The organism is Amycolatopsis sp. NPDC049253 (assembly GCF_040678995.1).
Lineage (GTDB): Bacteria > Actinomycetota > Actinomycetes > Mycobacteriales > Pseudonocardiaceae > Amycolatopsis.
Genome location: NZ_JBFAQX010000084.1, coordinates 1 through 1,242 on the forward strand (window position 1 = coordinate 1; position 1,242 = coordinate 1,242).

A 1,242-nucleotide genomic window follows, 5' to 3' on the forward strand; every position below is an offset into this window, starting at 1 on the left:
CCACGCCGTTGCTGGACACGATCGCGGAGCACAGGTTCGACGCGGTGTTCGGCGGCGGCCGCCGGGACGAGGAACGCGCGCGGGCGAAGGAACGGATTTTCAGTTTGCGGAACGCGTTCGGGCAGTGGGAGCCGCGGCGGCAGCGCCCGGAGTTGTGGAATCTCTACAACGGCCGTCACCGCCCGGGTGAGCAGGTGCGGGTGTTCCCGTTGTCGAACTGGACCGAAGCGGACGTGTGGCACTACATCGCGCGGGAAAAGGTCGAGCTGCCTGCGATCTACTACGCCCACCGGCGTGAGGTGTATCAGCGTGATGGCATGTGGCTGGCCGAAGGCCCGTGGGGCGGTCCGCGGCCGGGTGAGCAGGTGCGGGAGCTGTCGGTGCGTTACCGGACGGTGGGTGACGGGTCGTGCACTGGTGCGATCGAGTCGACGGCGGTGACGGTGGACGAGGTGATCGCGGAGGTGTCGGCGTCGCGGCTGACCGAGCGTGGGGCGACGCGGGCGGATGACCGGATGTCGGAAGCGGCCATGGAAGACCGCAAGCGGGAGGGCTACTTCTGATGAGTTCGCTGCTGAGGCTCGCCACGGCGGGCAGCGTCGATGACGGCAAGTCGACCCTGGTCGGGCGCCTGTTGTATGACACGAAGTCGGTGCTGGCCGATCAGCTCGACGCGGTGACTCGTGCGTCGGTGGACAAGGGGCTGTCCACGCCGGACCTGTCGTTGCTGGTGGACGGGTTGCGCTCGGAGCGGGAGCAGGGCATCACCATCGATGTGGCCTACCGCTACTTCGCCACCCCGCGCCGCTCGTTCGTGCTGGCCGACACTCCGGGGCATGTGCAGTACACGCGTAACACGGTGACCGGTGCGTCGACCGCGCAGCTGGCGGTGTTGCTGGTCGACGCGCGCAAGGGAGTCGTGGAGCAGACCCGCCGCCACGCCGCCGTGCTCGCCCTGCTCGGGGTGCCGCGGCTGGTCTTGGCGGTGAACAAGATCGACCTCGTCGACTACGACGAGGAAACCTTCTCCGTGATCGCCAAGGAATTCAGCGCCCACGCCGAATCCCTGGGCTACACCCACGGCTCCGTCGTCACCATCCCCGTCTCCGCCCTGGAAGGCGACAACGTCGCAGAGCCATCCCCGAACACCCCCTGGTACGACGGCCCGACCCTGCTGGAACACCTCGAAACCGTGCCCGTCGCGCACGGGCACCTCGATGCGGCGTTCCGCTTCCCGGTGCA

2 protein-coding genes are annotated in these 1,242 nt (G+C 68.2%); both read left to right on the forward strand.

Features of this window, described 5'->3' with window-relative positions; translation table 11 throughout:
• A partial coding sequence (gene cysD / locus AB0K15_RS48025) for a sulfate adenylyltransferase subunit CysD (protein WP_364067934.1) occupies nt 1-563 on the forward strand: 563 nt, incomplete at its 5' end.
• Nucleotides 563-1,242 (forward strand): GTP-binding protein (locus AB0K15_RS48030; RefSeq protein ID WP_364067936.1); only part of this gene is annotated, 680 nt, incomplete at its 3' end. The genes cysD and AB0K15_RS48030, both read left to right, overlap by 1 nt.